The organism is Pseudomonas lactucae, assembly GCF_016937615.1.
GTDB lineage: Bacteria > Pseudomonadota > Gammaproteobacteria > Pseudomonadales > Pseudomonadaceae > Aquipseudomonas > Aquipseudomonas lactucae.
Genome location: NZ_JAFHKI010000207.1, coordinates 1 through 3,649, shown reverse-complemented (window position 1 = coordinate 3,649; position 3,649 = coordinate 1). Strand labels below are relative to the sequence as shown.

The 3,649-nt window shown below is 61.3% G+C and carries 4 protein-coding genes; 1 reads left to right on the top strand and 3 read right to left on the bottom strand.

The features are described 5' to 3' along the window. Positions 1–71: 71 nt before the first annotated feature. From JWR98_RS28040 to JWR98_RS28030, 3 genes are read right to left on the bottom strand one after another with little or no spacing between them, the layout of a single operon-like run. Positions 72–980 (bottom strand): 5-oxoprolinase subunit C family protein, encoded by a 909-nt coding sequence (locus JWR98_RS28040; RefSeq protein WP_078732022.1) that lies wholly within the window; start codon positions 978–980, stop codon positions 72–74. Then, positions 977–1,681 (bottom strand): 5-oxoprolinase subunit PxpB, encoded by a 705-nt coding sequence (gene pxpB / locus JWR98_RS28035; protein WP_205491787.1) that lies wholly within the window; start codon positions 1,679–1,681, stop codon positions 977–979. Before pxpB ends, JWR98_RS28040 begins: the two co-directional genes overlap by 4 nt. Beyond that, the gene (locus JWR98_RS28030; RefSeq protein WP_078732020.1) at positions 1,678–2,418 is read right to left on the bottom strand and encodes a 5-oxoprolinase subunit PxpA; all 741 of its coding nucleotides are present in this window, start codon (positions 2,416–2,418) and stop codon (positions 1,678–1,680) included. The genes pxpB and JWR98_RS28030 overlap by 4 nt, the downstream gene beginning before the upstream one ends. A gap of 176 nt (positions 2,419–2,594) precedes the next feature. On the opposite strand from JWR98_RS28030, the gene JWR98_RS28025 reads away from it, so the two are divergent. Next, the gene (locus tag JWR98_RS28025; RefSeq protein WP_078732019.1) at positions 2,595–3,509 is read left to right on the top strand and encodes a LysR family transcriptional regulator; all 915 of its coding nucleotides are present in this window, start codon (positions 2,595–2,597) and stop codon (positions 3,507–3,509) included. Positions 3,510–3,649 lie beyond the last annotated feature (140 nt).

Below are 3,649 nucleotides of genomic sequence, written 5' to 3'. Positions count from 1 at the left end.
TTTTTACCCCTTTCAAAGTCTTAACTGACTAGCATTAGGGCTCGCCCCCTCCCACATTTTAATTTGCGGCGCTATTTAAATCGGCGCAAATATTCGATGTGCCGCCGATGCGCCGTCTCCTGCACCACCGGCACCAACCTCACCTTCTCCCCCGGCAAACACTGCGCCAGTCGCGCCAACGATAGAGGCGTCAGCGCGCCCAATCGCGGATATCCGCCAATGGTCTGCCGATCATTGAGCAACACGATCGGCTGCCCATCCGGCGGTACCTGGATGGCGCCCAGAGGAATCCCTTCGGAAATCAGCGACGGCCCCTGATACTGCAACGGCGCGCCCAGTAAGCGCATGCCCATGCGGTCGGCGCGGCTGTCCAGGGCCCAGTCGGTGTTGAACACATCGAACAGGCTCTGGCCGCTGAACTGGCCAATTTGCGCGCCGACAATCACCTCCAGCGGCGCTTTAACGGGCAAGGCGGGCTCGTTCAGAACCTTCATCGCCCCGCCCGTGCCTGAATACGCCAGGCGCCCGCCTTCGGCCAACGCCTTGCCGAAACCGTCCACCCCGCCCAGGGCCTCACGCACGACAGTGGCGCAACTGCCCAGCACCTGCGGCGCCTCAAACCCACCCGGCGCCGCCAGGTAAGCCCGCGCACCGCTGAACGGCTGGGTAAAGCGCAGGCGTTGGCCTTTTTGCAGGATAAAACTGCGTCCGGGGCTGATGGCGCGCTCGTCGACGTACGCGCCCAGGTCCGCACCGGCCAAGGCCAGCAGGCAATAATCCTCAGCCTGCACGGTAAACCCGCCCAGGGTGATTTCCACCACTGGCGCATCCAGCGCATTACCCAGCAGCCAGTTGGCCCAGGACATCGATACCCAATCCAGCGCGCCGCCCTGGGTCACGCCCAAGTGGCGCACGCCAAAGCGACCGGCGTCCTGCAACAGGCACAGCGGCGTGCTGGCCTCGATGATCAAGCGGCTCATGCCTGCGTCTCCAACGGCGTGTCGTCGCCACCCAAGTTGATAAACTCGGCGTGATCAACCGATTCAAAACGGACCGTGTCACCGGGTTGCATCAGGCTGTAACCGTCACGCTCGCGGTCAAACAGCTTGGCCGGGGTGCGGCCGATCAGGTTCCAGCCGCCGGGGGAAACCACTGGGTAAGCTGCGGTTTGCCGTTCGGCAATGCCAACACTGCCGGCCGCCACGCGCTTGCGCGGGGTGTTCAGGCGTGGAGTGGCAAGGCGTTCGTCCACCAGCCCCATAAAGGCAAAACCAGGGGCGAAACCAAGGGCGAACACTTGGTATTCATGGGCGCTGTGGCGGCGGATTACGTCGTCTACCGTGAGGCCGCTGCGCTGGCTGAGCAACGTCAACTCGGGGCCGACGCTCAGGTCGTACCAGACCGGCAACACGTGGCACTGGCCGCTGCCCTGGGCCAGGGGTTGCAGGTCGGTGAGCGCCTGGTCGATCAGTTCGCGTGCCTGAGCCGGGTTCAACGCGGCGAGGTCGTAATGCACCATCAAGGTGGTGTAGGACGGCACCAGATCCACCAACGCCGCACCGAACTCATTGCGCAGACGCTGGGTGGCGGCGAGCATCCACGGCATGTTGGCTTCGGCGATCACGTCAAACAGACGCACCATCAGACAGTCGATGGCGACCACTTCAATGCGTGGCTTCATGCTGGCTTCAACGCCTCGCGGATACGCTGCACCGCCGCGACCGAACTGGCGTTGTCGCCGTGTACACACAGGGTATCGGCCTGCAGGACCAGAGGGCTGCCGTCGCTGGCGGTCAGCGGTTGGCTACGGGAAATGGTCAGGGCCTGTTGCACGATGGTCTCGACGTCATGGTGCACCGCGCCCGGTAATTGACGAGACACCAGGTGACCGTGGTTGTCGTAGGCACGATCAGCAAAGGCTTCGAACCACAGGGTTACGCCGTATTCGTCGCCCAGGGCCTGGGCCGCGCTGTTGTCGCAGGTGGCCAGCAGCATCAGCGGCAACTCGCCATAGGCGGCTATGGCCTGGATCACCGCACGCAACTGCGCGGGGTTGGCCATCATGTCGTTGTACATCGCGCCGTGAGGCTTGACGTAACTGACCCGCGCCCCCTGCGCCCGGCAGATGCCGTCGAGCGCGCCGATCTGATAGTGCAACAGGTCCTGGATTTCCTGGGACGTGTACTGCATGGAGCGACGGCCAAAGCCTTGCAGGTCTTGATAGGCCGGGTGTGCACCGACTTGCACGCCATGCTTGAGCGCCAGGCTGACGGTCTTGCGCATGATGCTCGGGTCGCCGGCATGGAAGCCGCACGCCACATTGGCACAATCAATGAACGGCATGACCTCGGCATCCAGACCCATGGTCCAGTTGCCAAAGCTTTCGCCGATGTCGCAATTGAGTAAAAGGCGGCTCACGCTGGTCGCTCCTGTAGGCTTTGTTTTTTTGTAGTGTGGGATCTTTTACCAAAATCCCGCAACGCTGTTGTCCTGACACCCAACCACGCTTATCGTGGAATGGCTCGATTTTTGGCGCTTGCCCGCGACGCGTCCAACTAATAAAAACCGATCCATGCATAAGAAAAGTTGATCCCATGAATTTGAAGTTTCTCGAAACGTTCGTCTGGGTAGCCAGGCTCAAGAGCTTTCGCCTGACCGCCGATAAGCTGTTCACCACCCAGGCGTCGATTTCCAGCCGCATTGCCGTGCTGGAAAGCGAACTGGGGGTGAAGCTGTTTCTGCGTGATTCACGCGGCGTGAGCCTGACCCCGGACGGGGTGAAGGTGCTCGATTACGCCGAGCAGATGATGGTGACCATGAAGGGGTTGAAACAGTCCCTGGAGACCACCAGCAGCAAGGTCGGACGCATTCGCATCGGCGCGATGGACACGGTGATCCACACGTGGCTCAGCCCGCTGGTCGCCGAATTGATGGACCAGTTTCCCCTGGTGGAAATCGAATTGGTCGCCGATACCGCGCTCAACCTCAGCGATCAGCTGCAAAAAGGCTTCCTCGATCTGATTCTGCAAACCGATCTGCTGCGCCTGGAAACCGTGCGCAGCCTGGAGTTGTGCAGCCACCCCATGGCCTGGATCGTCGCCAGCCAGTCGATCTATAACCGCGACTATGCCTCCCTCGCCGAACTGGCCCAGGAACGCATCATCACCTACTCGAAAAACTCCCACCCGCACCAGGATGTGCTGAGCCTGATGCAGGCCAACGGCGTAGCCGCGCCACGCATGAACTGCGTGAATTCAGTGTCGGCGATCACGCGCTTGCTGCGCGACGGGTTTGGGATTGGCGCATTGCCGCCAGTGCTGGTCAGTGAAGAACTGGCGCGCGGGGAATTGCTGATGTTGCCGATGGCGCAGCGTTTGCCGAACTTGCAGGTGGTGGTGTCGTGGCGCGTGGGCGTAGAGCTGGTGGAGGAGATTGTGGGATTGTGTCAGAAGGTGGTGGCGCGGTATGCCGAGGAAGTCGGCGAAGAGAGAATGGTGCTCAGCAACTGAAGGAACCCAATTCAATGTGGAGGGCTGCCGATATAGTGGTTCAGTCACTGATGTATTGACTGACACACTGCTATCGGGGGCAAGCCCCCTCCCACATTGGACCGAGGTGTTGGTTAGAGGCCCTTGAGGTCCCGTTCTTC